This is a genomic window from Limnoglobus sp. (assembly GCF_059499385.1).
Window position 1 is genome coordinate 1 of sequence record NZ_JCABYM010000045.1, and the last position, 26258, is coordinate 26258.

Genomic DNA, 26258 nt, shown 5'->3' on the forward strand with positions numbered 1-26258 from the left:
GGGTGTACGAGAACATCCTCGGCCTGACCGCCCCGCCGGCCGCCCCGGACGTGCCGGAGTTGGAGAAGACGGTCCTCAAGGGGACGCTCCGGCAGCGGATGGAGCAGCACCGGGCGAACCCGAGTTGCGCCGGCTGCCACGCCAAGCTCGACCCGCTCGGGTTCGGCCTCGAAAACTTCGACGGCATCGGGAAGTGGCGGGACCAGGACGAGGGCCAGAAGGTGGACGCCACCGGCGTGCTGCCGGACGGCGCGAAGTTTAACGGCCCCGCGGAGCTGCGCAAAGTTCTGCTGTCGAAGGCCGACCTGTTCCGCCGCTGTCTTTCCGAGAAACTGCTGACGTACAGCCTCGGCCGTGGGCTAGAGTATTACGACCGCTGCGTGCTCGACGACCTCGTGAAGAAGCTGAAGGCCGGGGACGACAAGTTCTCGGCGCTCGTGCTGGCCATCGTGGAAACCGACGCGTTCCAGAAGCGTCGCGGCAAACGGAGCGAATGATGAAACCGATCTCTCGCCGAACCATGCTCAGGGGTTTGGGGACCGCCATCGCGCTGCCGTGGCTGGAGTCGGCGGCCCGCGCCGCCGCCCCGGCCGTGGCCGCGGCCGTCACCCCGCCCCGCCGGGCCGCGTTCGTGTACGTGCCGAACGGCGTGATCGTCAACGACTGGTTCCCGAAGGACGAGGGCAAGCTCGGCGAGCTGCCGGAAATCCTCCGGGCGCTGACGCCGTTCAAGGACTCGTTGAACGTCTTCTCGAACATGACCCTGGACAAGGCCCGCGCCAACGGCGACGGCCCCGGTGACCACGCGCGGGCGATGTCCGCGTTCCTCACCGGCCGGCAACCCCGCAAGACGCACGGGGCGGACATCCGCATCGGGATGTCGGCCGACCAGCACATCGCGAACGTGATCGGCGACCACACCCGGTTCCCGTCTTTGGAACTCGGCATCGAGCGGGGCCAACAGGCCGGGAACTGCGACTCCGGGTACAGCTGCGCCTACTCGTCGAACCTGTCGTGGCGGAGCGAGGCGACACCGAACGCGAAGGAGACCGACCCGAAGGCCGTGTTCGACCGCCTCTTCGGCGGCAACGACCCGAAGGAGCTCGCGGCCGCCCGCGCGAAGCGGGACCTGTACAACAAGTCCGTCCTGGATTTCGTGACGGACGACGCGAAGTCTTTGGCGAAGACGCTCGGCAAGGGGGACCAGCGGAAGCTGGACGAGTACCTGTCGGCCGTCCGCGAGGTCGAAGAACGCATCGACCTGATGAAGAAGCTGAACGCCGAGCGGAAGCCGGTGGCGAAGCCGGACCTGACCATCCCGGCCAACCCCGCCGAGTTCAAGGACCACGTCCGGCTGATGTGCGACCTGATGGTGCTGGCGTTCCAGACCGACCTGACGCGGGTGGCGACGCTGCCGTTCGCCAACGACGGGAGCAACCGGTCGTACAAGTCGATGGGCGTCGCGGAAGGCCACCACGACCTGTCGCACCACGGCCGCAGCGCCGAGAAGATGGCGAAGCTCAAGAAGATCAACACGCACCACGTCGAGCAGTTGGCGTACATGCTCGACAAGATGGCGAAGATCAAGGAATCGAACGGCACGTCGCTGCTCGACAACACGCTCATGGTGTACGGCAGCGGCATCGGCGACGGCGACCGGCACAACCACGACGAGCTGCCGATCCTGCTCATCGGCAAGGGCGGCGGCAGCGTCACCGGCGGCCGCCACGTCAAGGCCCCGCGGGAGACGCCGCTCATGAACCTCTACCTGGCGATCTTCGAGCGGATGGGCGCGCCGGCGACGCGGTTCGGCGACAGCACCGGCGTGCTGTCGATCTGAGCGGTACGTGAAACGCAAGAAGCCCGGCCGCTCGGCCGGGCTTCTTCCTTTTCCCCTGGGACCGCTTCCCCTGGGACCGCGGGCGTCCCGCCCGCCCACCTTCCCGGCTTCGGGGGCCAGTCTTACGCGGCTGGGAGTGAAGCGGGCGGGACGCCCGCGGTCCCAGGGGGGCCGGACGGTGACGGACGACCGTTACGGCTTCTTGAACTCCGTCACCTCGATCGTCGTCTTCGTGTCGCCGACCTTCGAGACGACCTTCACCAACCCGCCCGGCACGTCGTCGGACATCCACGTCTGGCTCTCGGCCTCGCCGGCCGGCGTCTTCACCTTCGCCTTGAACCACTTCGTCTTCACCTCCGTCGCGCCGATCTTCAGCGTCTCCGTCCCCTCCTCGGTCGTGCCCTCCGGCTTCTCCGGCTTCTCGGCCTTCGGGGCCTTGCCCGGATCGGCCTTCGGGATGTCGATCGTCTTCGGCACGTCCCGCTTCGTCGCCGGCTGCTTGAACTCCATGCCCATGACCTTGGAGACGACCTCCGTTTCCAGCACGAGCTTGTCCTTGCCGACCTCGACGAGCTTGTTCGTGGTGGTGATCTCGCTGGTCATCTTGTCGAACTCGCTGACCGTCTTCATGGTGACGGTCGTGCCGGCCTTGTGGGCGGACCAGCTCTTGTACTCCGGGTTGTCGATCGTCTCGGCCCGGACCGCGCCGGCGGCGAGGGCGAGGGCGATCATTGGGAGGAGGCGGAACCGCGTCATGTGTCGAACTCCGTTTGCGGGTGAAGTGCGGCCGCGGACCCTCGCGGCCACTGAGAGTCTACGCGGCCGGGCCGCCGCCGGACGTGTGGGAAGGGGAAATTCGATGCGACAGACCGGGCCGCGGCGGTCAGGGGGTCGGCCCCTCGCCCTCCCGGACCGTGTACTCGCGGTCCGCGGTCAGGCCGTCGATCCGTTGCACCGCCCCGCCGGCCCACGTCACCGTCAGCCGGCCGACGCGGGCCGCGTCGCCGAGGCCGAAGTCGATCCGCGGGTCGTTCGCCGACAGGTAACTCCCGCCGCCCTTGACGAACCGCGTCAGCGTCCGCCCGCCGGCCTCGAGCGCGAGCTTCGTACCGACCACGTCGCGGCGGCCCTTGCCCTCGAGCTTCAGCCGCAGCCAGTGCCGGTCGTCGCCGGCGACGTTCCGCAGCACGACGACGGGATCGTTCTGGTGGCTCACCACCACGTCCGGCCGGCCGTCGTCGTCCAGGTCGGCGACGGCCAGCCCGCGGCCGACGTGCCCGCCGCGGAAGTACGGCCCGCCCCGGCCGGGGACCTCGCGGAACTGGCGGCGGCCGTCGTGTTCCTCGTTCCGCAGGAACACCGGCCGCTGGCGGTACGCCGAGCCGGACGGCCGCCGCAGGACGTGCCCGTTGGCGATGACTAAATCCTCCCACCCGTCGCGGTCGAAGTCGGCGAACGCCGTCCCGAACCCGACGAACGACCGGCCGATCCGCCCGAGGCCGGCCGCCTGCGCGTAGTGCTGGAACCGGTCGCCGTCGATGTTCCGGTAGAGGGCGTGGACCTCGCTCTGGAAGTTCGTGACGAACAGGGCCGGCCGGCCGGACCCGTCGTAGTCGGCCGCGTCCACGCCCATGCTGCCGTTGTAGAGGCCGTTGTCGTCGGTCGCGACGCCGGCGATTCGGCCGACCTCCTCGAACCGGAAGAGTCCGCGGTTCGCGTACAGGAAGTTGTCGCCCGCGTCGTTCGCGACGTAAACGTCCGGCCGGCCGTCGCCGGTCACGTCCGCGATCAGCACGCCGAGGCCCTTGCCGTCGGGCCGCAGCTGGTCGCCCTTGTCCTGGAACGTGCCGTCCCCGGCGTTGCGGTACAGCCGGTGCTTGAGCGGCCCGAACCGTTGCGGCGGGCACACGTCGCCGCACGCCGGGTCGTTCGCGAACGACCAATCGACGTAGTAACAGACGTACAGGTCCGGGAGCCCGTCGCCGTCCAGGTCGCCGAACGCGGCGCTCGTGGCCCACCGCGCGTCGGTCAACCCGGCCTTCGCCGTCACGTCCACGAACTTTCGGCCGCCGTCGTTGCGGAAAAGAACCGTCCGGTCCCACCCGGTCACGAGCAGGTCCGGGAAGCCGTCGCGGTCGATGTCGGCGACGGCGACGCCGTGTGAGTAGAAGGCCGGCGCGGCGTCGAGGCCGACTCCGGCCGACACGTCCTGGAAGTTCCACCCGCCGAGGTTGCGGTACAGCTTGCCCCGCCGGCCGCGGACTTGCTTGCCGTCGAGCGACCCGCCGCCGGGGAAGTAGAGATCGACCTTGCCGTCCGCGTCGTAGTCGAACGCGGCGACGCCGCCGCCGAGGGATTCGAGGATCGTCGAAAGGTTCGCCTCCTCGCCGTTGCGGTACGCGAACGCGATCCCGGTGCGGGCCGTCACGTCTTCAAAGATCGGCGGTCCGTCCGCCTCCTGCGGCGGGGGCGGTGAAGGTGGCTCGGCCCCGCGGTTCAACAGGAGCGCGGCCGCGACGCCGACGGCGGCGAGGGCGAGCACGGCGAACAGCACCCGCACGCGCGTCACGGCTTCTTCCCGATGGACCGGATGGGGCCGAGGAGGTCGTCGTCGATCCGCTGGACCTTCGCCAACTGCTCGCGGGCTTCCGCCTCCCGGCCGAGGTCGCGGAGGCAGCGGGCCAGTTGCACGTTCGCGTCGCGGGCCTTCGGGGAAAGCTCGAGCGCCCGCCGCAGGTGCTTCTCCGCTTCCGCCGGCTCCTTTAGGTCGAGATGCAACTTGCCCAACTCCGTCAGCGTCGGCACGTCGTCCGGCCGCTCCCGGATGAGGGCGTTCAGCCCGTCGGCGGCGCGGTCGAGTTCGCCGAGCTGCCGCCGACACCGGGCGATGCCGAGCCGCACGGCGAACGGCTCGTACCCGTCCGCCAGCAGCTTCTCGAAATGTTCTATCGCCCCCGTAGGGTCGTCGCGGCTCGTGACGTCCGCGAGGCGGAACCGGCACGCCGCGTCGGTCGGGTTCGCGTCGAGCGATTGCCGGTAGTCGGCCGCGGCCTCCGCCCCCTGCCCCAACCGCTCGCGGGCCTGGCCGCGGAGGAACAAGGCGTAGCCGAGGTCGGCCGGCGGGAGTTGCCGTTGAAGCCACACGTCCGCGGCGCGGACGGCCATGTCGGGCTGCCGCGCCACGTAGCCCCGCGTGACGGCCTCGATCATCAGCGGCACGCTCGGGTGGTCCGGCTGCTCGACGCACAACTTCAGCGCCCCGGCCGCGCCGGTCGTGTCCCCCTCCTGGTTGCGGCGGAACATCCGCTCCAGCTTCGCCTCTTCCTTCTCCCCGCCGGCCGCGAGGTAGCGGTCGAGGAGCCGCTCGGCCGCGGCCGGGTCGTCGGCCCGCCGGGCCGTCCGGGCGGCGAGCAACAGCGCGTCCGCGTCGGCGGGGTCGGCCGTCAGGTACTCGTCCAGGAGGCGGCGCGCGCGGGGGAAGTCGCGGTCGGCGGCGGCGACGCGGGCGGCCGCGAGCCGGCCGGCGTGCTGGCGGGCGGCGACCGCCCAGTACCCCAGCCCGCCGATCAGCCCCGCGGCCGCGAGGAGGAGGACGCGAGAGCGGAACGTCCGGGGCACGGCTACTTCGATTGGAGGTCGAAGTCGAACGTGTTCGGCCCGGCCTCGGTGACCTCCTTGGTGATCTCGCTCTTCGTGTTGTACCGGTCCGGCAGCAGGTTGATCTCCATCACCTCGTCGTGGCCGGGGCCGTCCATCTTGGTCATCTCCCGCATGGTCGTCTTCTTCGTCGAGGTAATCATGACCTTGCACTTGCCGATCGGGGCCATGTCGTCGTACTTGCCGTCGAGGATGGAGATCGAGGCCGGGGCCTGGCCGTTCTGCAGGTCGAAAACGATCCGGCCGGACTGGACCGGCTTGCCATCGACCTTGATCGTGCCGCTGACCTTGGCCCGCTTCGCGTCGGGGGCCCGCTTGTTGCCGTCGCACCCGGCGAGGGCGAGGGCGGCGAGGCCGAGGGTGAGGCAGAGGGTGGTGCGCACGGGCGCTCCTGGGTTCGGAGGGAAGGGATTGGGGGACGAAAACGCCCGGCCGCGCGGCGACCGGGCGTCCGGGTTCGATCCGCACGGCTTAGTTATCGGAAATCGTCTGGCCGTCGTCGCGGATGGCGTACAGGGCGAGCTGGACGAACGGCAGGCTGTCGCGGACGAACCGGACGGACCCGTCGCCCATGGCCGCGTTCACCCCGCCGGTGTGGGCGGAGTTGAGCGGGATGTTCGTGCCGACGTTGTCGCACACGCCGAGGTTGCCGCAGTCGCCGGGGGTGGCCGGCCACCCGGTCTTGCGGTTGATCTCGTACCGCACGGTCGTCATCTGGAACGTCCGGTGGTCGCCGCCGTTGCTCGACGGCGGGGTCGTGGTCCGGTTCCAGCCGATGATCCACCCGTGCTGCCGCCCGGCGGACCAGTCCACCTTCGCGTTCCCGGCGACGAGAAAGTCGTTCTGCTCGCTAATCATCATCGTGTTGCTCGTCCCGTCCGTGATGCCCACGAGCTTCAAGTTCGGGATGCCCGGCCGGAGGATGCCGCTGCCGCCGGAGATGCCGCCGGAGCAGCAGCCGGGGGTGTTCGTCCCGGTCGCGATCCGGGTCTCGGTGTACGTCGGGTGGACGCCGCTGGGCAGGACGGCCCCGGAGATGCCGACGTAGTGGTTGGCGGCGACGAAGCTGCCGGACAGCGTCCCGGTCGGGTTGCTGCGGGCGCGGTCGCCGATCGGGGACGAGGCGCAGATGAACGGCGGGATGATGACGCCGCTGGCCGCGGCCGCGTTCGGCGACCCGGCCGACCCGCTCCCGCCCCACCCGGACGAGCTGGCCGTCGCCGGCGGGGTGATCGAGAACGAGAACCGCTGGAACAGGTTCTGCTGCTCGATGTACGGCAGGACGAACACCGTCCACCCGCTGCCCCACCCGCCGCCGCCGTTGCCGACCGGCGGCACGTCCTGCACGCCGCCGGGCGGCAGGAACCCGTTCGTGTCGTGGTAGGCGTGGCACGCGATGCCGAGCTGCTTCAGGTTGTTCTGGCACTTGGCGCGGGCGGCCGCCTCGCGGACCTTCTGGACGGCCGGCAGCAGCAGGCCGATCAGGATCGCGATAATCGCGATCACGACCAACAGCTCGATCAGCGTGAACGCCTTTCGACCCGTCGGCGGGAGAGGGAACGATTTCATCGGGCACCTCGGGAGGATGGAAGAAGAATCCGAACGGTTTGGGGCGGGCCGCGATCAGGGAAGATGAGTTCGGGGAAGACGGTCGCCGCCGACAACCCCCCCGACAGTATCACGACCTTCCCGACCGAACAAGTGAAAACAAAAGGAAAGTCGCAAGGCCGGCCGTTACACCCCCGTGACCTACTCCCGCCGCGGCTCGCTTATCTTGAATACGCCCCTGCCGCCCGGAGGATTCACCCGTGTACCACGCCGCGACCGCTTTTTTGCTCCTCCTCGGCCTGACCGCCGCCGCCGAGGACAAGAAGAAGGCCAACACCAACGCCCTCGTCAAGGAGTTCCAGACGAAACTGAAGGTGACGGCCAGTTCTTACTGGCCGGGGTGGCCGCCGGAGTACCTGATCGACGGCAACCTGAAGAAGTCGTGGTTCAGTGAGAAGGGCGACACGGTCGCGAAGAAGACGAAGCCGTGGGTGCAGGTGACCTTCCCGCGGGATGTCGAGGTCGGCCGCGTGACGGTCCACGGCAACCGGGAGGAGCCGTGGGCGAAGAACTACTCGTTCCTGGCCGGCAAGCTGGAGCTGCTCGACGCCGCCGGCAAGGTGCTCGCGACGGAGGAGAACGACGGCATCGGCGAGCACAAGGACTTCGACTTCACGTTTAAGAAGCCGGTGGCGAAGGTGCGGGCCGTGAAGTTTACGGCCCTCGGCGACGAGGGGGACAAGAACCCGGACGACGACGTGGCGATCGGCGAGATCGAGGTGGAGTAGCCGTCACTTCGCCGTCTCGAACCGGTAGCGGCCCTCGCGGGCGTTGAGCTTCAACTGAATCTCCGCGTCCAGCCCGGCGAACTTCGCGCCGACGATTTCCCCCGTACCGCTGCCGCGGGGGTCGAGCTTCCCGTCCGGCGTGACGTGCAGTTGCAGGTCGGCCGTGCCGCGGAGCTTCCCCTCGATCTTGTCCGGCAGGCCCCAACTCGGCGGGAGCTTGCGGACATCGACCCCCTTCGCGCCGAGCTTCGTCGCGAACACCCGGTCCGGCTTCTCGAAATCGTACACGCCGTTGACCGTCACCGTTCCGTCGGCGAGCGTGACCCGGCCGTCGTCGATCTTCACCTTCCCGGCGGCGACGCCGACGCGGCCGGCCACGTTCGTCACGGTGGCGTCCGCGTCCGGGAAGCGGAGGGTCGCCCCGCCGGCGGGCCGCAGCTCGACGTTGTAATCCACCCCCACGCCGGGGCGGCGGGTGAGCGTCACGGTCGCGGCCGTGCGGCCGGACGGGTCGAGGTGGTCCCACGTGTCCGGCGGCACGGCCGGGATGCTCCGGAGCAAGTCCGCGTTCAGCGGGGCGTCGTCCGCCGTGAGGGTGATGGTCGCCTGCCCCGTTTTCGGCGCGAGGCGGCCGGTGATCGCCCACTTGCCCCACGGCGAGCCGTCGGTTTGACCCGTGACGGCGTAGCCGTCCCCGTCCGGGCGGATGTCGCCGCTAATGTTCGGGAGGTCGAAGTCCGGGTGGCCGGGTTGTTGGATGCGGACGCGGAGGTTGGTCAAATGAATGACGGGGACGGCCGCCGTGCCGCCGCCGGCGTCGGACGCCTTCGGGACGGTCGAGAGCAGGCGGTTCTCGGCGTCGAGCCGCAGCAGCACGTCCACGTCCTTCGCCGTCACCGTCGTCGGGGAGACGCGGCCGGCGATCAGGTCCATCAGCGACACGTCGGTTTCGAGCGTGCCGACTTTGAGCAGGGGTGGCGACTCGGCGGCCGGCGACTTCGAATCGCCGTCGGCGACACTGAACGCGACGGACGTGGTCGCCGCCCCGACGCTCAGGCTCTGGACCTGTACCGGCAAGCCGACGAGGGCGGTCAGTTGTTCGCCCGCCGCCTGGCGGCCGTAGGAACTGTTGACGTAGCTCGTGACCCCCAGCCATGCCCCTCCGACGAGGACGACGCTTACGCCCAGGACCCAGAGCAAGATTTTTCGCGTTCGTTTCATGGTCGGCCCCGAAGGAATCGCGACCGTCCGTGGTGCAACCAACGTGCCGGTATCGTTCTTTGTAGGGCGGGTCACGGCACGTTCGGGATCGCCGGTGTCACACAGGCCCCGGCCGCGCTCGGGTAACACGACGCGTGGACCTTGCAGCACGGGGCGGTCGTCTTGCCGCGGCTCGGGAACAGCGTCTCCAGCACCCGTTGACTCGGTACGTAGATGCGGTCGCCGGGGCGGAGTTGATAGTTCGTGCTCGTGTCGCCGAGCTGCACGATCTGTGGGTAACAGACCGGCAGCACCTCGCGGCAGCCGCTCGGCTCGGTCGGGCGGACGAGGATGACCTTCCGCTCCTGCGCCTGCCGGGTCAGCCCGCCGGCGGCCATGATGCCGTCCAGCACCGTCTCCCGCCCGGCGAGCGGGTACGAGCCGGGCGAGTTCACCTCGCCGAGGACGTAGTAGACCTTGCTCTGCCGGCCGATGAGGCGGACGGTGATCGCCACGTCCTTCTTCTCCTTCGCCTTCACCAGCGTGCGGATCTCGCCCTCGATGGCCGCCGTCGTCTTGCCGACGACGATGGGCCGGCCGTAGTCGCCGAGTTCGATGGACCCGTCGGGAAGGATCGTCTGGTCGGCCGGGATGCGGACGGGGGAGTCGATGTCCACGGTCTGCACGAGCAGCACGTCGCCGGGTTCGACGAGGTACTCGGCCAGTGGAACCTTCGCCAGCTCTCGCGGCAGTGCCGGCGGCGGGACGTTCGTGTCGCGGAAGGTTTCCGCTTCTTGCACGAGTCGATGCGTGGGCGGGGACAGGCCGAACGTGCTGCACCCGGCTTGCGCGAGCGACAAGAGTGCGAACCCAACGACGAGAGCGACGCGACGCATGGCCGACCTCCGCGGACAACTTGCCGAGTTTATCGGCGAAGCGGGTCGGCGGAGTTTTGCCCAATTTGTCGGGAGTGTCGGCAACCGCCCGACTTCCGAAGTCCGGTTTCGACTTCGGAAGTCGAACGCCGCGGGTGCGTTCGCGGGGTCGGCAACCGCCCCACCGACCCATCGACTTCCGAAGTCGAAGCCGGACTTCGGAAGTCGGGTCACCGCGTCCGCGGCGACACTTGCGGCAGCGGGACGGTCGTGCCGAGCACGGACTGCCGCAGCAGGTAGCGGATCGCTTCCTCCGTCAGGAGCGCCGCGGCGTTCACCCGCGGGTGCGGCGCGTCAACCGTGCCGGTCACGGTCAGCCGGACCGTGCGGTTCGACAGCAGGTCGCTGGCCGCCCGGATCACCCGCACCGGGAGCGGCGTGAGGATCGTCGCCACGTCCAACCCGACCCGCTGCAACGCGGCGTCGTTGAACCCGATCTGCCCGGTCCGGACGATGACCGCCAGGTCGAGCCGCCCGTTCAAGCCGATCGTGCCGTCCGCGTACAGGTCGCTCGTCGGGTTCGCCAGCGTCAGCCGCTCCAGCCGGAACACGCCGCGGGCCAAGCGGCCGCGGAGTTCGCCGGTGTCGAACGGTTTCAGCACGGCCGTCGGCGGGACGAACGGCGAGATCGTGTTCAGCACCGGCAGCTCGCGGACGCCGGCCTGGGCGATCGCCATGACGACCCGCGCCGTCACGTCGTCGGACGTGCGGACGCCCTCGCCGCCGAGGTCGATCCGGCCGGTCACGCGGGCGCTGCCGAAGTAGTTCGACTGCCGCAGGTCGGCCAGGACGTTCCCGACCTGCACGTTCGTGAACTTCACCTGCCCGGTCAGCCGGCCGCTCGCGCCCCACGAGGATTCGAGGTGGGCCGTGACCCGGCCGTTGCCGATCGTGCCGGTCGCGTCGCGGACGGTGACCTGCCCGCCGCCGGCCCGCACCGTGACCGTGAACGGGACGCGCACGTCGGTCGCCGTCAGCCCGGCCACCTTCCCGCGCGTCAGGCCGAACGACCCGGTGGCTCGGAACTCCGGGTACAGCCGGCCCCGAACGATCAGCGACGCGCCGCCCTCGATCAGATCGGGCCGGTCGGTGAACACCTGGAGCAACCGGCCGAGGTCGGCCCGCTCCACATCGAACCGGAAGAAGTTACGGGCCGGGTCTTCGAGACTCGCCCGAACTCGTGCGCGGACCGTGCCGCCGGCCACCGGGCCGACGGAATCGACCAGCTCGAACGAGCCGTTGCGGAGCCGGATGCGGCCGCCCAATTCCGGGATGAACCGGCTGCGGCCCCAGCCGAGGCCGCGGAACGTGTACCGGCCGCTGCCGTCCTGCAGGTCCGGAGAGAACTCGAAGAACAGGTCGAGCCGCCCCTTCAGCGGCACGCCCTTGAGTTGCAGCGCCTCGACGAGCCGCGCCAGGTCGATCCGGCGGAGGGACAGCATCCCCTTCCCCTCCGGCTCCTCCTTCTTCGCCTCCGGGTAGCGGCCGTTGACCTCGAACGACCCGCCGAGCGCCTTCCCTTCGAGGTCGTACTTCACGGCCGTGCCTTCGAGCGACACCTTGCCGGTCAGCTTCTCGGCCGGGATACCCTGCACGGTGAGCCGGTCCGCGGTCACCGTCACGTCGGCGGCGACGGCCCGGTCCTGGTTCGGCTTCGCCACCGGGATCGTGCCGGCTACCGTCCCGGACACCTGCCCGGTGAGGCGGACGGGGATTTTCGGGAACGCCTTGCCGACGGCCCCGGAGTCGATGTCCGCGAACGTCAGCTTGATGTCGCCGGCCTGGTCCGCCCGCCGCGGCACGTCCACGGAGCCGGCGAGCTTGCCGCGGAAGATTTCGGCCGACAGGTCGGTGACGGTAATGCGTTCCGGCTTCACCGCCCACTTCGCCGACAGCTTGCCGCCGGGGATGTCGGCGGCCGTCAACTCGGTCGCGGACACGCTGCCGGACGCGGCGACGGAGAACGGGACGAGGGTGCCGGTGATCGTCGAGTCGCTGGCGAGCTTCCCGCGGACCGGGACGCCGATTTCGAGTTCCGGGACGAGCTTCTGGAGTTCGCCGACCTCCCGCGGTTGCGTGCGGACGGTCGCGGTGAACGGGAACTTGCCCGCGAGCGCCAGCGTCGCGTCGGCGGTCAGCGGCACGCCCTCGACGGCGGCCGACACGTCGGTCAGCTTCGCCCGGCCGTCGGCGACCGCGAGTTTCACCTTCGGATCGCTAACGGTTCGGTCGAAGAGTATCAGTTGCCCGGCCGACAGGTCCGCGGACGCGACCCACTTCGCCGGGTCACTCACGTCGTCGAGCGGGCTGCGGAACTGCGCCTTGCCGGTGACCGCGCCGGCCACCGGCAGCCCGCCGGGGAGCGCCTTGAACAGCTCGCCGAGCGGCACGGCCGCCAGGTCGAGGGTCGCGACGAGGTCGCCCCGCGGCTCGACGGCGGCCGTGGCCGTGCCGCGGATTTCGCCCGGCGTCCCGCCCGCGTCCGGCGGCAGCGTGGCCCGCAGCCCGGTGAGCGTCAGCTTCCCGTCCACATACACCACGTCGGCGGACAGGTCGCGGACCCGCATCCCTTCGAGCGCGAGTTCGGCCGACGTGACGCTGCCGCGGATCGTGTACGCCTTCGCGCTCGTGGCGTCGCCGAGTTCGACCGTCAGGCTGGCCTTTACTGTCACTTTGCCGCCGACCTTGTACCCGAGGTTGACGTTCGCCTTCGCGAGCAACTCGCCCACGTCCACGTCCTTGAGCGTGATCGTGGCCGACGCGGTCGAAGGTTCGGCCTTCGGCTGCGCGGAGGCCGTGAGCGCCAGACAAAGCCATCCGGCGGCAACGAGCAGGGAGCGCGTCATGGGAAACCCCGACAGCAAAAAATGTGGCCTGAAAAACTCATCGGCAACTTTCGCATCACTTACTCGCGGGGAGTCGTGTGCCGAAAGTTGCCGACGAGGGGCGGGGTCGTTCGACCCCACCCGTGCGAGTATTCCGAGCGGTCCGGCCGTCGAAGGCGTTACATCCGGTAGGACCGCCCGGAACGGTGCGGGGTCAGGGGGCGTCCTCGTGCCACCCGTCGCGGGCCTCTCCCGCGTCCACGTTCAGGTGAACGCGGTTGTCCACCCGGTCCACCCAGTCGAGCGGAACCCAGTGGTGCTTGCCGCCGGAGATGGTGTCGTTCTTGGCCAGCTTGACCCTGTCGCCCTCGACGTGGTCCACCTTGCCGATGCGCGTCCCGCAGGTGCAGAACACGTCCATCCCTTCCGCGATCGTCGTCGTGTCTGTCAGCATGGCATTACCTCCACGCGAGACGGGTTAACCGGGTCCGAATCTATCGGGCCATGCGGCCCGTCGAACGCCACGCGGTCGTGGCGGTTGTTGCCGACGGGAGAAAAGTAGCAAGTGGCGTACCGGCCGGACACGCCCGGACGAACGTGGGAGAAATGACCCCTATGAGCGGGCCGACACGCAACCAGCTGCCCGCCCGTGCGAACCGACGTTCCGCTCACTCACTCGGCTTCTTGCTGCCACTCGTCGCGGGCCTGCTCCGCCTTCACGAACAGGTAAACCCGGTTCTCGACGCTCGCGACCCACCACAACGGGACCCACCGCCGCTTCCCGGCGGCCGCCCTCGCCAGGAGGATCATGTCGCCGTCCACGTGGTCCACGCGGCCCAACGGCGAGCCGCACGCACAAAACACGGCCATGCCCGCGGTGATGCGGGTACACACCTGCTGCATCGAGTTCTCCAGGGTGGTTCGTCGAAGGGGTCGCCCCGGCGAACGAGCAACCGGCGTACCGGGGACGGGCGTGCAAATGTACGAATTCACACTACCCGCGGCCGTCACCCGACCGCCCGGCCCGCCGGCCCTGCGGGCACGGTCGTCCGGGCCTCCGCGAGCACGGCCGCCGGCGGCTGCCGGATGTCCCACGCCAGCCCGCACCGGCGGAGCAGCTTGATGAACTGGTAACTCACGTCGAGTTCGTACCACGCGAACCCGTGCCGGGCGGACGCCGGGGCGCGGTGGTGGTTGTTGTGCCACCCGTCGCCCATCGCCAGGTAGCCGAGCAGCCAGTTGTTCCGGCTCCCCTCCCCGGTCGCGAACCGCCGCGGCCCCCACCGGTGGCCGACCGAGTTCACCGCGAACGTGATCTGGAAGATCAGCACCGTGCTCAGCACGTACCCCCAGACGAGCCCGCCCCAGCCGCCGACCAGGTAGCACGCGGCCGCCGCCAGGAGGCCGGGGACCATCCACAGCCGGTCCAGCCAGACGAGTTCCGGGTAGCGGGTCAGGTCCTTCACGCCGGCATGGTCCGGCCGCATCAGGTCGCGGGCGAACAGCCACCCGACGTGCCCGTACCAGAACCCGTCCACGACCGGGGAGTGTACGTCCGCCGGCGTGTCCGCGTGCCGGTGGTGCGCCCGGTGGTGGATCACCCACCAGAGCGGCCCCTTCTGCAGCGCCGTGCACCCGGCCGCCGCGAGCAGGAACTGGAACCACCGCGGCGTCTTGAACGCGTGGTGCGAGAAGTACCGGTGGAACCCGACGGTGATCCCCAGGCCGCTGATTCGCGTCATGACGACGAGCAGCACGACCCCCACGACCGTGACCGGGACGAACGCGAGGGCGACCAGCGCCAGGTGGACGAGGATCAGCGGGCCGAGCGAGACCGCGATCCGGAGCGCGCGGTACCACGCGGGGCGTGGTGCGGCCGCGGCCGCATCATCCGAGGGAAGGACATCCATGAAGGCCGAACCTGGTTAAGGGAGTCGTGGCGGGGAGGTGCGAGCCACATTCTACCCCGCGGCGGCAATTCCGCCCGGCCGAACCGCTGAATCGCGCGGGATTCCATACAGTTGACCTGTCGGATTATCCGCGGACCCCCCGTCGAGGCACGAAATGGCCGAGAACGCTCCCACCCCCGCCGCGACGCTCGAGCAACGGCAGGCGATCTTCCACGCGCTGCTCGACGCGCAGGACGCCGGGGCGAGCGTCCCGCAGTCCCGCGCGGACGTGGCCAAGCAGTTTTCCGTGACCGTGGACGAGGTGAAGAAGATCGAGAAGGAAGGGATCGACGCCCAGTGGCCGCCGCTTTGACCCGGCCGCCTTGAGGCGGCGGAACTCAGCACCCGCGCCGCCGGTCCGATCCGTGCCGGCCGGAATTCGCGCGGGGGGCTTCCTGAGGGCGAATTTATTCTATATCATGCAAGGTTCACACCCCCCGACAGGAGAAAGTATGGGATTGCGAATGCGGGTTCACGACCGGGAGCCGATCGCCGCGGCGATGCGGCGGTTCAAGAAGCTGATCGAGCGGAGCGGGATGAAGAAGGAACTGCGGGCGCACGAGTACTACGAGAAGCCGTGCGAGGAGCGGAGCCGCAAGAAGCGGAACCGCGCGAACGTGATCCGGAAGGCCGCCCTGGGGCGGCCGGAGAAGAAGGCGAAGCCGTTCTGAGCCGCGTCAGCGGTGCCGCTTCTTGCCGGGCGGGGACGGGATGACCAGGGCCACGGCCTCCACCAGGGCCGGCGACATCCGCAGGACGTTGCCGGCCCGGTCGTATTTGACGGCCAGCGTGTGGTCGGCCGGGTGGACGAGCACGTCCGAGAACGCATCCCGCCAGACCCAGCCTTGCTGCAACAACGCCTGGACCTGCTTGCCCGCGTCCGGTTTCTGCGCCATGTCCGGGAGTCCTCCAGTGGGCGTGGGGATAGTGTACGAGAATTCTCAACCGCCGGTCGATCATTCGGGCAGAACGCTTTACCAGGGGCCGCCGGCCGTCAGGTCGTTACCACGATTTTGGTGAGGTCGTCGCTCACCAGAACGTCGTCGTGGTAAATCTTCACCAAAATCATGTACCGCGTCCGCGGCGTGAGCCTCCGGAACGTCACCCGCCAACTGACCAGCCCCTGGTGCGTGTCCACGGAGTGCGTTTGCAGGACGACGCTGTCGGGGTTCGGGTGAATCCGGATCAGTTGGAACACGACGCGGGGGAGGTCCTGGGGCCGGGGGTTGAACACGTGCGCCAACGTGCCGGACCATGTGACTGAGCGACGGGGCATGACGGGTGTTGCCTTTCGGGTGTGTGGGTAATGCCGCTCCTGCGCGGGAAACCGGTCAGCCGTCTCCGTTCGGAATCTGACCAATGACGGAAAGGTCTAACACCTTGGCACTGGTCGCCCCCCCGGCCGTTGCCGTGATCGAATACTTCTTCAACCCGCCGGTGACCGGATCGACTTCCGAGGTCATGACGCCGACGAACGGGACCTCGAACCACCCGCCGAAAACGTTCCCGTTGCCCGTGTATTTCAGCGCGCCGTCGTAGTAGAGCTTCACCGTACACGCCACGTCCGCGCCGTACGTGCCGGACACCTCGAAACTCGTCCCGCGGGTGGCCGGGGACGGCGGGTCCAGGACCTCGGGCGGGTCGCCCTTAATCGGGCCTTTCCCGCCCGCGGCCTTGCTGTCGGCCGGTTCGTTCGTTGCGTCGTTCGGCATGGGCACCTCGGCTCGGATGAATGGGTTGCACGTTCGCAATTCTGGGGCCTGGAACTGCCCCGCGTGTTTTACTCCTTGACCGGCTCGAAGACGACGTTCCGGAACGCCACCGTGGAGTCGTTGGCCATCACGCCGAGCGGTCGCCGCGGGGTCCACGGCCGCGGGACGACGTTGTCCGCCGGGCCGGATGCAATCATCTGCCGCTCGATGTCTTCCTTCGTCAGGACCGTCGAGAGCGACTTCATCCCGTCGGACACGGGGAACGAGAAGGTGACGCGGACGCCGTCTTCCCGCACGTCCAGCACGAGTTTCCGCCACAGGTTCTTCTTGGCCGAGTCGTTGGCGGGGTCGAACAACAACGGGCCGACCGGCAGCAGGGCCGGCTTGTGCGACCGCTTGTCCGCGAAGTCGAACTGCCAGTGGTCGTAGTACCGCAGCCCGTGCGACGACCGCCCTTCCTGGCCGGGGTGGTGGAAGTCGCTGAACTTGAACTCCAGCCAGTGCTTGGCCGGAACGCCGTCCGCCCGCTCGAGCGGCCCGTACCCGAGGAACAGGCCGACCCCGTAGTTAACCCCGGTCCCGCGGGCGCAGTGCCGCAGCTCGGCCGAGAGGCGGAAGCGGGTCGTCTTCGGGTCCTCGAGCAGTTGGAGTAAGCTCAACGATTGCGTCTGAAACCCGCACGCCCCCTGGCCCGAGACGGCTTCCGTCAGTTGTGAATCGCCGAGCAGCCATTCGGAATGCCGGGGGTCTCCCTTCTCGGGTACGATTACGACTTGCGGAAGGTACTCCACGTCCCAATCGAGCTGGTGCTTCGGGTCGGCGTTCCGCCGGGCGAGGGCCGCCCAGCCCGCCAGGAGCGGGAGGAGGACCGCCAGCACGACGGCCGCCCGGTGCCGCCGCAGGAACCGGACCGCCCGCCGGCCGCGGGTCAGCGGCTTCGCGACCGTCTCCCCGTCGCTCGCCCAGTTCCGCAGGTCGGCCGCCAGCGCCGCTACCGACTCGTACCGGGCGGCCGGGTCGCGGGCCATGCTCTTCTCGATGATCGCTTCCAGCACCGGACACAGCTCCGGCCGCACCTTCCGCGGGTGCGGCGTCGGGTCGAGCACCTTCTCCCGCAGCGTGTCCCGCGGGGTGGCCCGGCGGTGCGGGGCCTGGCCGGTCGCCAGGTGGTACAGCGTGCTGCCCAGGCAGTACACGTCCGCCAACTTCGTCACCTTCGCCGGGTCGCCCTCGGCCTGCTCCGGGGCCATGTACGTCGGCGTCCCGACGACCATGCCGGACTCCGTCAGGTCGACGCCGTCGGCGTGCTTCGCCAGCCCGAAGTCCGTCACCTTCACCGTCCCGTCGCGGTCGATCAGGATGTTCGACGGCTTCAGGTCGCGGTGGATGATCCCCGCCTGGTGGGCGGCGTGGACGCTCTCCGCCGCCGCCGCGACGATCCGGGCCGCCTCCTTCGGGTCCACCGGCCCCTTCCGCATCCGCTCGGCCAGCGTCGTGCCGTTCACCAGCTCCATCGCGAAGTACGGCCCGAGCGGGCACTCGCCGGCCTCGTAGATCGGCACGATGCCGGCGTGCTTGATCTTCGCCAGCGCCCGGACCTCGTTCAGGAATCGGTCCCGCATCGGCCCGTCCTGGGAGAAGCTCAGCATGACCTTCACGGCGACGGCGCGGTCGGTCGGCCGCTGGATCGCGCGGAACACCACGCCCATGCCGCCCTGGCCGATCAGCTCGAAGTCGGTGTAGTTCGGGATCCGCGGGACGAGGAACCCGCGGGGCTTGGCCGGCGTTTCCTGGCGGATCGTGGACGCGACGTGCGTGGCCGTCAGGTTCGGGTCGGCCGCGCCGACGGCGAACTCGCCGTCGCGGTTCGGCGGCGTGTCCTGCGCCCGCGGCGTCTCGGCCGTCGGCCGCAACTCGCCCCCGCACGTCGGGCACGTGCCGCCCGGCGTGTGGTCGGGGACCGGTTGGAGGCAGCGGGCACAGTAGCGTGGCTCGGCCATGCCGACCTCGCGGGAAGAACGCTGTTCAAAAGCACGCTAACCCGTCTCAGCGTCCGAGTCAACGGGCCGGGCCGAATTTTCAGGGGAAAGGGAAAAAATCGACCCGTCAGGATAAAACGATTCCGCAGGCTACTGGTGCGATTTTCCGGCCGGTCATGTTGACACGACACCGGGAACGTGTAGGATGTTATTGAGATTCAATCTCACCAGCCCGCCTTCGAGCCTTTTCCCGCAATGACTGCACTCGAATCCACGGTCGAAACGAGTACCCCTTGCGGCGGCGAGTGCCGGACCTGCCCGTCCGTCGGCAGCTGCGGCGACCGGTTGGTGTGCCGCTGCTTGAAGGTGACGGAACACGTCGTCGTCACCGCGATCCGCACCATCGGGCTGACGACGATCCAGGAACTTAAAGTGGCAACCGGGGCCGGCGACGGCTGCACCTGTTGCCACAAGCAGCTCAAGCAGTACTTGACGGTTTACTCGCCGTCCTCGTCGTCGCCGAGCATGTGCTCGGCCAAGTAGCGCTCCAGGCCGACCATGTTGATGAGGTTAAGCTGGGTCTCCAGCCAATCCACGTGCTCTTCCGAGTCGTGTAGGATTTCGAGCGCGAGCTTGTGCGTGCCGTTGTCCTTCACCTTGATGCACAGGTCCACCAGGTCGTTGTAGGCGGCGACGCCGCTCGTCTCGAGCTTCAGGTCGTTCTCGAACTGCTCCTTGACGGTCGTGCCGACGCGGATCACGTCGTACCGGGCGATCTCCGGCACGCCGTCGAGGAACAGCACCCGCTCGATGATCTTGTCGGCGTGCTTCATCTCCCCCATCGACTCTTCCCAGTGCTTGGCGGCGAGCTTCATGAGGCCCCAGTTCTTGCACATCTTGGACTGGCAGAAGTACTGGTTGATGGCCGTCAGCTCGATCGTGAGGGCGGCGTTCAGGGCGTCGATCACTTCCGTCTTGCCTTGCATGGACGCGGACTCCGGAGGGGGATGGTGGGAACAGTTTATGCACTTGGCCGAGGTTGTCTTATTCCCTCCCCCCTTGGGTGGGAGGGTTAGGGAGGGGGGTAGCCTACCCACCCCCAGTAAGAATCGCGTCCGAGGCGGGAAGCTCACCCCCCTCCCTAACCCTCCCCCCCAAGGGGGGAGGGAACAAAGGCATAAACCACTGCGGCCGCGTTCTTAGCGGCCGGGCTGCGGTTCGCCCCGCGGCTTGCCGGTGTTTTCGGCGGCCGTACAACGCGGGCACACCCTCCCTCCGGAACGCACCTCATGGCGAAGCTCACGAAGGACACCATCGGCGTCGGATTCATCGGCGCGGGCGACATCTCGATCCTGCACGCCCGCGCCGTGCAGCGGACGCCGGGGGCGGCGCTGTACGGGCTGTGGAACCGCAACCAGGAGCGGGCCAACCAGCGGGCCACGCAGTTCGGGTGCAAGAACTACCCGACGGTCGAGGCGCTGCTCGCGGACCCGGCCATCGACGCCGTGTTCGTGCTGACGAACCTGGAGACGCACCTGGAGTACACGGAGGCGGCGCTGAAGGCCGGCAAGCACGTCCTCGTCGAGAAGCCGGTCGGCCAGTCGGTCGCGGAGATCGAGACGATGGCCCGGCTCGCGGCCGCGAAGGACCTCGTCTGCCTGCCGGGGCACAACTACGTCTACGAGGCGTCCATGCAGCGGACGAAGGAGCTGGTGGACGGCGGCGACCTCGGCAAGATCGTGTCCGCCTACGTGATGTACAACATCCACCACCCGGAGGAGGTCGCCAAGCGGTACCCCGGCGTCGTCCGGCAGATTCTGACGCACCACTCGTACATCCTGCTCTACCTCGTCGGGAAGCCGGTCGAGTTGTGCGCGATGAAGGCGACGCTGCACTACAGCGAGTACCCGGAGGAGGACATCGCGATGGTGCAGATGCGGCTGGCGAACGGGGCGCTGGCGCACTTCTGCGCGAGCTTCGCGGCCGACGACCACGCGGCCGACCCGTGGACGGTGATGGTGAAGGTGATCGGCACGGCCGGCAGCACCCGGTACAGCTACCGGGACCACGTCGAGATCAAGCCGGGCCTCGTCCACAGCCAGACGTACACGGCCTACCAGGGGAGCGTGATGAACGAGGTCCGGCACTTCCTGGTGGACTGCCTGCGGCTCGGCGGCCGGCCGCTGAGCACGCTAGCGGACGCGGTGACGGCCCAGAAGATGATCGAGGCGGCCGAGGAGTCGATCAAGAACAAGAGCGTGGTGAAGTTGTAAGCTGTTGGATCACCGACGTTCCGCCGGGTTACAAGACAGACGCTCCGCCGGGTTACAAGATTTGTCGTCACGGCCGGTTTTCAGCCGCGGAGCGGCGGCAGTCGTTAGCCAGGGGTGGAGCGCAGCGCAACCCCTGGACGAACCAACCCAACGCCCAAGCCCCGGAGGGGCGGCAGAGCGCTCTGCCGCCCCTCCGGGGCTTGTTGTTTTCGGGGGACTGTTCCAGGGGTTGACACCCCTGGCTAACGACTGCCGCCGCTCCGCGGCTAAAAGCCGAGACCGCTCGCCGCCGTCAGATCATTTCAATTCGATCCCCAGCGCGTCGGGGTCGGGAACGTCCACGTCGAGCACCACCCCGAGCGCGTCGGGCGGTGCGAACTCGACGGCGCGCGGCTTCGGCTTCGCAGCCTCCGGCCGCGGTTGCGGCGCGGGCTGCGGCCGCGGGGGTTGCCGGTACGTCACCGGCGGCTGGTAGGGCGTGTAGATCGGCGGACCGCCGAACGTCGGGGATTCGCACGGAATCCCCGGACTTCACCCGGCCTCCGTGGGCCGCGGCAGCGACACCACCCAGGCCAGCCCGGCCGCCACGATCAGGAACCCGGCGACGATCTTCTGCGTTCGCATCCGTGCTTCTCCGCTGCCGCGGGTTTCCGTCCGCGGCCGGCGGAGGTTACCGCACCCGGGCGGAACGAGGAAGGGCAACTCAGGCCGTCGCCCCGCCGCGGGACCGCCGCTCGTTCGCGAAGAAGCACCGGAACGCCACGAGCAGGAACAGCAGCGTGAACCCCGCCACCGCCGCGAGGCTCGGCAGCGTGGCGAGGAAGTCGCGGCCCTGCCACGTCGTCGCGTCGAGCGCCCGCATCGCCCACGTCGTCGGCAGCGACAGCGCCACGTCCCGCAGCCAACCCGGCAGCAGGAACGTCGGCAGCCACAGCCCGCCGAGCATCGAGATGCCGAGGATGGCCAGGATGCTCACGCTCCGCGCCCGCGTTTCCGTCCCGCCGACGGCCGCGACGAGCAGGCCGAGCGCCGCGGACAGCGAACTGACGAGGAACGCCACGAGCAGGAACGCACCGAACGAGCCGACCGTCACGCCGAACGCGACGTAGCCGAACCCGAACGTGACGAGGACCTGTAGCAGCGCGATCGCGGCCGTCGCGAGCGCCTTCCCGAGGAGGACGGCCGAGAACGGGACCGGCGCGGTCCGCACCCGTAGCCAGACGCCCCGCTGCCGCTCGCGGAGCAGGAGCAGCCCGCTCTCCATGCCCCAGAACAGCAGGTACTGGAGCGTCATCCCGCAGAAGCTGTGCGAGTACGCGTTGAACTTCGCCTGCGGCCCGGCGACCGCGACGGCGTGCGTCTCGAACGGCGGCTGTGTCGCCAGCGCGCCGACCATCGGGCCGAGCTTCTCCGCGGCGAGCCGCTTGAGGATCAGTTCCGTCATCACCCCCTCGGCCCACTGCGCCTCCATCGAAGACAACGGGTGGTGGTAGATGCGCAGCCGCGGCCGGGTCGTCAGGTCGTCGATGTCCGCCGGGACGACGACGGCGACGCCCGGCCGTCGGTCCTGCAACCGGCCTTCGATTTCGGCGACCGACACGACCTCGACTTCCATCCGCGGACTCGCCGCCACGTCGTCCAGGAGCGCCCGGAGGAACGGCGAGTCGCCCTCGACGGCGACGAGCAGCGGCAGCTTCACCTGCGCGTCGGGCCGGCTCGGGCGGTCGAAGATCATGCCGAACGCGGACGCGAGGATGATGGGGACGAGGAAGCAGAGCACGGCCGCCCGGCCGTCGGCCCAGAACAGCCGCCAGTCCTTGCCCGCCAGGGTGAAGATCAACGCCAATCGTGCCATGCGTCACGCCGCCTTGCTGGTTTCCAACCGCCCGCCGGACGTGCGGAACGTGTCGAGGCTGGCCCCCTCACTGAGGACGACGGCCAGCGCCCGGCCGAGGTCGTCGGCCGTCCACGCCGACAGCCGCACCCGGCGGCTGACGACTTCCAACTCGATCCCCGCGTCCAGCCGCTGCCGGATCCGCCGCTCGACGAACTTCGGCAGCGCCCCGCGGAGGTGGCCGTACAGCGTCGTCCGGCCGTTCGGCTTCGCCCGCATCAGTTCGCCGGGCGTCCCGACGGCGACGAGCTTCCCCTTCTCCAACATCGCCAGCCGGTCGCACCCGTGCTCGGCCTCGTCCAGGTGGTGCGTCGTCAGCAGGACGGCGTGGCCGTCGTCGCGGAGCTTGTGCAGGTCCGCGAACAGTTCGTCGCGGCTGGCCGGGTCGAGGGCGGCCGTCGGCTCGTCGAGCAATAGGACCGCCGGGTCGTGCAGCAGGGCGACGGCGATGCTGAGGCGTTGCTTCATGCCGCCGGAGAACGTGCGGACGCGGTCGTGCGACCGGTCGGTCAGCCGCGCCCGGACCAGCGCCCGGCACATGCGGGCGTCCAGGTCGAACCCGCGGAGGCCGTACAGCCGGCCGAAGAACTCCAAGTTCTGGACGGCGGTGAACTCGTCGTAGAGGGCGGTTTCCTGCGGCACGAACCCGACCTGCCGGGCGAACCGGAGCGGGTCCGCGGCCCGGCCGACGCCTTCGACTTCCACGGTTCCCGACGTGGGGTCGAGCAGGCCGGCGGCGAGCGCCAGCGTCGTGCTCTTGCCGGACCCGTTCGGGCCGATGAGGCCGACGATCTCGCCGCGGCGGACGGCGAGCGTCAGCCCGTCCACGGCGGTGACGGCCGCGAAGCAGGCGCGGACGTTCTCCAGGTGCAGGGCCACCGGCGGCATGGTCCGAAGTCCTCGGGTTGGACCCGGAGCTATACCCGGTGGGTTCGGACCTGTGAAGGGGAACTGCTCACGCCAGCCGGTCGAGGTCGCGGAGCCGGCGGTCGGCGTCGAACGTCGGCGGCGGCAGCGACTCCGCCAGCCGGATCGCGTCCTCTTCCGTGAGGTTCGGCTTCGCCGTGCCGGAGCCGCGGAAGACCGGCAGCTTCTTCTTCATCGCGAGGATTTCCCGCCGGGTGCGGCCCTTCGGCGCGTCCGGCCACCGGCCGATCCGCTCGTGGAAGTCGAAGAACACCGGCACGACCTCCCGCAGGTACTTCGCGTAGCCGGGGTTGTCCGTCTGGACGACGAACAGCCCGCCGGGCACGAGGCAGCGATGCACGAGCGCCAGGAACGTCGGCGTGATGAGCCGGCGGTGGACCTGGGCCGGGTCGTAGTACGGCTGCGGGTGGTAGGCGTGAATTTCGGCCACGCCGCCCGGTTCGACGTACCGTTCGAGCAGCTCGTGCGCGCCGAGGACGGCGAACCGGAGGTTCGTCAGGCCGCGCTGGTTGCCCCGCTTGCGGGCGTACCGGATGACGACGGGGAGGATGTCCGTGCCGAGGTGGTCGTGCGTCGGGCGGGTGACGGCGCTGAGGATGGTGGACCGGCCGTTGCCGCAGCCGAGGTCGAGGACGACGGGGGCCTCGCGGCCGAACAGCCGCTTCCAATCGAGCCGCCCCTCCGCGGGCATGGCCTTGAGGGCGGTTTGCGCCCACTTGTCCGGCGGCAGCACCGTGCCGGGGAACGGCACGCCGAACTCGCGCTCGACGGGTTGGTCACTCATGGCTGTGGGATTTCGACGCGCCCCTCGATGATCTTGTTGACGCTCTCGTGGTCAAACCAGATGTATTTTCGTCCGGGACCGATGAATACCGCGGTGCCCTCCTTGTTGATGATGGCCCGTGGGTGGTCGATCTCGAACCGATCGCCGCCGTTCATTTCGATCGTGAAAAGCTCGAAAGGCGTGCGGGCACAGAGCATGTTAATCACGCCGTCGAAGTTCTCCGCGGTCATGCGCAACTCCTGGATGTTTCCCCTTCCAGAACTATACCCGACCGCCTCAGCTTGAACAACCATTCACCGCCGCACGACATCCACGTACTTCTCCGCCCCGAGCGGGCGGTCGCCGAGGGCGTCGGCGGACAGCTTCGCCGTGAAGTACGCCTGCCCCCGCTCCTCGCCCTTGAACGTGATCGTGAACGTCTCGGCCTTCCCGGCCGCGATCGTGCGGACCTCGAACGCCACCTGCTCGCCGGTTTTCTTGTAGCCGGGGCTGGCCTGCACCAGCGCCACCAGGCCCTTCGGCAGATCGACCGTCAGCCGCACGTTCGTCGCCGGCTCGCTGCCGGTGTTGCGGACGCGGACGGTGAACACGCCCTGCTGGTCGAGCGCCACCGTGTCGCGGTCGAAGCCCGACTCCCAGTGCAGCACGGCCGCGCCCTGGAAGACGGTCTCCGCCTTGGCCGTGTCCTCGACGCCGCGGCCGGCGACGGCCGCCGCCCGGACCTGCTTCCGCCCGCCGTTCGCCGCCTGGACGCCCCACCGCACGGCCTGGCTCTCGCCGGGGGCCAGCTTCGGGAGCGTCCACACGACCTGCCCCTGGTACTCCTTGCCGCCGCGGGTCATCTTCGTCAGCCGGCAGTCCTCCGGGACGGTCCCGGACACCCGCACGTTCGCGAGCGGCATCGTCCCGGTGTTCGTCACCGTCGCCTCGTACACGGCCGGCGTGTCGGCCGTCGTCTTCGCGTCGCCCGTCAGCCGCACCCGCAGCCCGGCGTCGAGGGCGCGGCCCTCGGCAGTGTCGTTCGACTGCACCTTGCCATCCGCGTCAACCACGGACAGCACCTGGAGCGCCCGGCCCTTCGTCGCCGTCACGAGGTATTGCAGCGTCTTCGTCTCGCCGGGCATCACCGTGCCGACGGTCCAGAGCCGCTGGTTCGGTTGCTTCGTCGCCTCGCCGCCGGCGATGTCCTTGTGGAACTCGAACCCGTCGTTGATCGTCTGCGTCAGCTTCGCCTGGGTGATCGCGACGCGGCCGTTATTCTTGATCGTCACCCGGACCGGGATCGGCTCGTCGGCCGGGTGCTGCTTCGGAACCTCCGTCTTCACCTGCAGTTTCGGCTCGCTCAGCGTCGTCTTCACCGTCTGGCCGTGCTCGAAGCTGACGAACGCCTTCACCGACACGCTCGTCGCGTTCGCGGTCGGCCGGAGCTTCAGCTCGATCTTCTGCGTCTCGTTCGCCTTCAGCGTCTTGAAGGTCCAGGCGTTCTGCCCGTCCGGCTTCGGGTCGGCGGAAACGAGCGTCGCCCCGTCCGTCTCGGCGAGGCGGACCGCGACCCGGTGCGCGTCGCCGCCGGACCGGTTGCTCGCTTGGATCGTGCAGGGGATGTCCTGCCCCGGCGGGTGGTCGCGGGGGATCAGCACGGTCAGGGACACCGTCGGCGTCGGCGGCTGCGGCGGGAGACTTTGAACCGGCCGCGCCTCCACCGGCGTCGGGGCGGGGGCGGGGCCGGTCTGCGACGTGAGCTGGCCGTTCCAGGCCCCGCGGCCGGGCCGCACGGGCGGTTCCAGGTGCTGGGCGGGCACGACCTCGCCGGCCGGCGCGGGCGTCGGGTCGTCGAGCGGCGGCTGCCCGCCCGCTACCGCGGCGAGCCACGCGAACGTCAGGATCAGCCCGAACCTCATTCGCCGCGTCATGGCGAAACCCTTCCGGCCCAACCGGGGTAGATTC

At 69.3% G+C, this 26258-nt stretch carries 29 protein-coding genes; 7 read left to right on the plus strand and 22 right to left on the minus strand.

Annotated features, from left to right (window positions below; all coding sequences use genetic code 11):
* Both AC5JJ2_RS07970 and AC5JJ2_RS07975 read left to right on the plus strand, forming a co-directional pair.
* Window positions 1-497 (plus strand): DUF1585 domain-containing protein (locus AC5JJ2_RS07970; protein ID WP_495857443.1); only part of this gene is annotated, 497 nt, incomplete at its 5' end.
* On the plus strand, window positions 494-1840 hold the full coding sequence (locus AC5JJ2_RS07975) for a DUF1552 domain-containing protein (RefSeq protein ID WP_495857444.1): 1347 nt from the start codon (window positions 494-496) through the stop codon (window positions 1838-1840). The genes AC5JJ2_RS07970 and AC5JJ2_RS07975, both read left to right, overlap by 4 nt.
* 192 nt (window positions 1841-2032) lie before the next feature.
* Here AC5JJ2_RS07975 and AC5JJ2_RS07980 read toward each other — a convergent pair whose 3' ends face one another.
* The 5 genes from AC5JJ2_RS07980 to AC5JJ2_RS08000 form a co-directional block, all read right to left on the minus strand.
* The gene (locus AC5JJ2_RS07980; protein WP_495857445.1) at window positions 2033-2596 is read right to left on the minus strand and encodes a hypothetical protein; all 564 of its coding nucleotides are present in this window, start codon (window positions 2594-2596) and stop codon (window positions 2033-2035) included.
* A gap of 127 nt (window positions 2597-2723) precedes the next feature.
* The gene (locus AC5JJ2_RS07985; RefSeq protein WP_495857446.1) at window positions 2724-4409 is read right to left on the minus strand and encodes a CRTAC1 family protein; all 1686 of its coding nucleotides are present in this window, start codon (window positions 4407-4409) and stop codon (window positions 2724-2726) included.
* On the minus strand, window positions 4406-5458 hold the full coding sequence (locus AC5JJ2_RS07990) for a tetratricopeptide repeat protein (RefSeq protein ID WP_495857447.1): 1053 nt from the start codon (window positions 5456-5458) through the stop codon (window positions 4406-4408). The genes AC5JJ2_RS07985 and AC5JJ2_RS07990 overlap by 4 nt, the downstream gene beginning before the upstream one ends.
* 2 nt (window positions 5459-5460) lie before the next feature.
* The gene (locus tag AC5JJ2_RS07995) at window positions 5461-5880 is read right to left on the minus strand and encodes a hypothetical protein (protein ID WP_495857448.1); all 420 of its coding nucleotides are present in this window, start codon (window positions 5878-5880) and stop codon (window positions 5461-5463) included.
* A gap of 88 nt (window positions 5881-5968) precedes the next feature.
* Window positions 5969-7066 (minus strand): DUF1559 domain-containing protein, encoded by a 1098-nt coding sequence (locus tag AC5JJ2_RS08000; protein ID WP_495857449.1) that lies wholly within the window; start codon window positions 7064-7066, stop codon window positions 5969-5971.
* A gap of 239 nt (window positions 7067-7305) precedes the next feature.
* Here AC5JJ2_RS08000 and AC5JJ2_RS08005 point away from each other — a divergent pair, with 239 nt between their 5' ends.
* On the plus strand, window positions 7306-7833 hold the full coding sequence (locus AC5JJ2_RS08005; RefSeq protein WP_495857450.1) for a discoidin domain-containing protein: 528 nt from the start codon (window positions 7306-7308) through the stop codon (window positions 7831-7833).
* A 3-nt stretch (window positions 7834-7836) separates the two neighbouring features.
* On the opposite strand, the gene AC5JJ2_RS08010 is transcribed toward AC5JJ2_RS08005, so the two are convergent.
* From AC5JJ2_RS08010 to AC5JJ2_RS08035, 6 genes are all read right to left on the minus strand, one after another.
* The gene (locus AC5JJ2_RS08010; RefSeq protein ID WP_495857451.1) at window positions 7837-9054 is read right to left on the minus strand and encodes an AsmA family protein; all 1218 of its coding nucleotides are present in this window, start codon (window positions 9052-9054) and stop codon (window positions 7837-7839) included.
* A 71-nt stretch (window positions 9055-9125) separates the two neighbouring features.
* Window positions 9126-9929, minus strand: coding sequence for a polysaccharide biosynthesis/export family protein (locus tag AC5JJ2_RS08015; protein ID WP_495857452.1), 804 nt, complete (start codon window positions 9927-9929; stop codon window positions 9126-9128).
* A 209-nt stretch (window positions 9930-10138) separates the two neighbouring features.
* Window positions 10139-12814, minus strand: coding sequence for a hypothetical protein (locus tag AC5JJ2_RS08020; protein ID WP_495857453.1), 2676 nt, complete (start codon window positions 12812-12814; stop codon window positions 10139-10141).
* 193 nt (window positions 12815-13007) lie between these two features.
* Window positions 13008-13247 (minus strand): DUF2171 domain-containing protein, encoded by a 240-nt coding sequence (locus AC5JJ2_RS08025; protein ID WP_495857454.1) that lies wholly within the window; start codon window positions 13245-13247, stop codon window positions 13008-13010.
* A 218-nt stretch (window positions 13248-13465) separates the two neighbouring features.
* On the minus strand, window positions 13466-13696 hold the full coding sequence (locus AC5JJ2_RS08030; protein ID WP_495857455.1) for a DUF2171 domain-containing protein: 231 nt from the start codon (window positions 13694-13696) through the stop codon (window positions 13466-13468).
* A gap of 104 nt (window positions 13697-13800) precedes the next feature.
* Complete coding sequence (locus AC5JJ2_RS08035; protein WP_495857456.1) at window positions 13801-14703, minus strand: acyl-CoA desaturase; 903 nt, start codon at window positions 14701-14703, stop codon at window positions 13801-13803.
* 154 nt (window positions 14704-14857) lie between these two features.
* Here AC5JJ2_RS08035 and AC5JJ2_RS08040 point away from each other — a divergent pair, with 154 nt between their 5' ends.
* Window positions 14858-15055 (plus strand): hypothetical protein, encoded by a 198-nt coding sequence (locus AC5JJ2_RS08040; protein WP_495857457.1) that lies wholly within the window; start codon window positions 14858-14860, stop codon window positions 15053-15055.
* Window positions 15056-15206: 151 nt separating this feature from the next.
* The gene (rpsU, locus tag AC5JJ2_RS08045; RefSeq protein WP_495857458.1) at window positions 15207-15413 is read left to right on the plus strand and encodes a 30S ribosomal protein S21; all 207 of its coding nucleotides are present in this window, start codon (window positions 15207-15209) and stop codon (window positions 15411-15413) included.
* A gap of 6 nt (window positions 15414-15419) precedes the next feature.
* Here rpsU and AC5JJ2_RS08050 read toward each other — a convergent pair whose 3' ends face one another.
* The 4 genes from AC5JJ2_RS08050 to AC5JJ2_RS08065 form a co-directional block, all read right to left on the minus strand.
* The gene (locus AC5JJ2_RS08050) at window positions 15420-15638 is read right to left on the minus strand and encodes a hypothetical protein (RefSeq protein ID WP_495857459.1); all 219 of its coding nucleotides are present in this window, start codon (window positions 15636-15638) and stop codon (window positions 15420-15422) included.
* A gap of 98 nt (window positions 15639-15736) precedes the next feature.
* On the minus strand, window positions 15737-16018 hold the full coding sequence (locus tag AC5JJ2_RS08055) for a hypothetical protein (protein WP_495857460.1): 282 nt from the start codon (window positions 16016-16018) through the stop codon (window positions 15737-15739).
* Window positions 16019-16073: 55 nt separating this feature from the next.
* Window positions 16074-16454 carry a hypothetical protein gene (locus tag AC5JJ2_RS08060; protein WP_495857461.1) on the minus strand — a complete coding sequence of 127 codons (381 nt, stop codon included), beginning with the start codon at window positions 16452-16454 and terminating at the stop codon, window positions 16074-16076.
* A gap of 68 nt (window positions 16455-16522) precedes the next feature.
* Window positions 16523-18454 carry a serine/threonine-protein kinase gene (locus AC5JJ2_RS08065; protein ID WP_495857462.1) on the minus strand — a complete coding sequence of 644 codons (1932 nt, stop codon included), beginning with the start codon at window positions 18452-18454 and terminating at the stop codon, window positions 16523-16525.
* A gap of 234 nt (window positions 18455-18688) precedes the next feature.
* Here AC5JJ2_RS08065 and AC5JJ2_RS08070 point away from each other — a divergent pair, with 234 nt between their 5' ends.
* Window positions 18689-18976, plus strand: a complete 288-nt coding sequence (locus tag AC5JJ2_RS08070; RefSeq protein WP_495857463.1) for a (2Fe-2S)-binding protein — start codon at window positions 18689-18691, stop codon at window positions 18974-18976.
* Here the strand turns inward: AC5JJ2_RS08070 and bfr are convergent.
* Window positions 18931-19419, minus strand: a complete 489-nt coding sequence (gene bfr / locus AC5JJ2_RS08075; protein WP_495857464.1) for a bacterioferritin — start codon at window positions 19417-19419, stop codon at window positions 18931-18933. The two genes, AC5JJ2_RS08070 and bfr, sit on opposite strands and share 46 nt — an antisense overlap.
* A 303-nt stretch (window positions 19420-19722) precedes the next feature.
* Here bfr and AC5JJ2_RS08080 point away from each other — a divergent pair, with 303 nt between their 5' ends.
* The gene (locus AC5JJ2_RS08080; RefSeq protein WP_495857465.1) at window positions 19723-20706 is read left to right on the plus strand and encodes a Gfo/Idh/MocA family protein; all 984 of its coding nucleotides are present in this window, start codon (window positions 19723-19725) and stop codon (window positions 20704-20706) included.
* A gap of 297 nt (window positions 20707-21003) precedes the next feature.
* On the opposite strand, the gene AC5JJ2_RS08085 is transcribed toward AC5JJ2_RS08080, so the two are convergent.
* The 6 genes from AC5JJ2_RS08085 to AC5JJ2_RS08110 all read right to left on the minus strand — a co-directional run bounded on the left by AC5JJ2_RS08085 (window position 21004) and on the right by AC5JJ2_RS08110 (window position 26224).
* Window positions 21004-21168, minus strand: a complete 165-nt coding sequence (locus tag AC5JJ2_RS08085; protein WP_495857466.1) for a hypothetical protein — start codon at window positions 21166-21168, stop codon at window positions 21004-21006.
* 241 nt (window positions 21169-21409) lie between these two features.
* Window positions 21410-22561 (minus strand): ABC transporter permease, encoded by a 1152-nt coding sequence (locus AC5JJ2_RS08090; protein ID WP_495857467.1) that lies wholly within the window; start codon window positions 22559-22561, stop codon window positions 21410-21412.
* Between the two features lie 3 nt (window positions 22562-22564).
* Window positions 22565-23488 (minus strand): ABC transporter ATP-binding protein, encoded by a 924-nt coding sequence (locus tag AC5JJ2_RS08095; RefSeq protein WP_495857468.1) that lies wholly within the window; start codon window positions 23486-23488, stop codon window positions 22565-22567.
* Between the two features lie 67 nt (window positions 23489-23555).
* Window positions 23556-24311: a tRNA (guanine(46)-N(7))-methyltransferase TrmB gene (gene trmB / locus AC5JJ2_RS08100; protein WP_495857469.1), complete on the minus strand. Its 756-nt coding sequence runs from the start codon at window positions 24309-24311 to the stop codon at window positions 23556-23558.
* Entirely contained in the window at window positions 24308-24541 is a 234-nt protein-coding gene (locus AC5JJ2_RS08105; RefSeq protein WP_495857470.1) for a hypothetical protein, read from the minus strand. The genes trmB and AC5JJ2_RS08105 overlap by 4 nt, the downstream gene beginning before the upstream one ends.
* Window positions 24542-24604: 63 nt before the next feature.
* The gene (locus tag AC5JJ2_RS08110; RefSeq protein WP_495857471.1) at window positions 24605-26224 is read right to left on the minus strand and encodes a hypothetical protein; all 1620 of its coding nucleotides are present in this window, start codon (window positions 26222-26224) and stop codon (window positions 24605-24607) included.
* Between the last annotated feature and the right edge of the window lie 34 nt (window positions 26225-26258).